The 619-nt window shown below is 46.5% G+C and carries 1 pseudogene; it reads right to left on the bottom strand.

What is annotated here, in order from left to right:
• Positions 1 to 619: pseudogene (gene gltB / locus A3766_RS07100) on the bottom strand (glutamate synthase large subunit); the annotation flags it as partial.

The following is a 619-nucleotide window of genomic DNA, read 5'->3' as shown; positions in this document are numbered from 1 at the left end:
ACCGTTGTGAGCAATACATCTAAATGGCTGGGCTAGTGGCCACTTTGGCATAGTATTAGTGGAGAAACGCTGATGAAAAACACAAATGCTTGTCTCAACATCTGGATTACCCAGATCCAAATAAAAATTCGGCAGGTCAACCGGCATCATCAGCCCTTTATAAGACACGACTTTTTCTGACAAACTACAAACGTAGAATTCTTCATCAGACGCCAAAGCCATTTCAGTCTTACGGCGCGCAACAAAAAGCTTAAGAGACAGTTCACGCTCACTAAGCCCGTCAGCCTGAACAAAGACCTGCTCAATCTGTGGCAAGCAATCCAGAGCCATACGACCCAAGCAATCGTTATTAGTCGGAACCAAGCGCCAACCAACAACGGTAAGACCTTGTGCTTCAAGCTCTGCACTCATCGTTGTTTTAGCTTGCTGCGCTTTCGTAGGGTCCTGTGAAAGGAAAACCATTCCTACGCCGTAAATCTCATTCAGATCGGCGCTAAACTGCTCCTTAACCACCTGCCTGAAGAACGTATCAGGTTTCTGAATCAACAACCCACAGCCATCGCCAGTTTTACCATCTGCTGCGATACCACCGCGGTGAGTCATACATGTAAGTGATTCT

Source organism: Oleiphilus sp. HI0132 (assembly GCF_001635845.1).
Note: the sequence above shows the minus strand (reverse complement) of the source record. Positions and strands in the feature narration are given on the sequence as shown.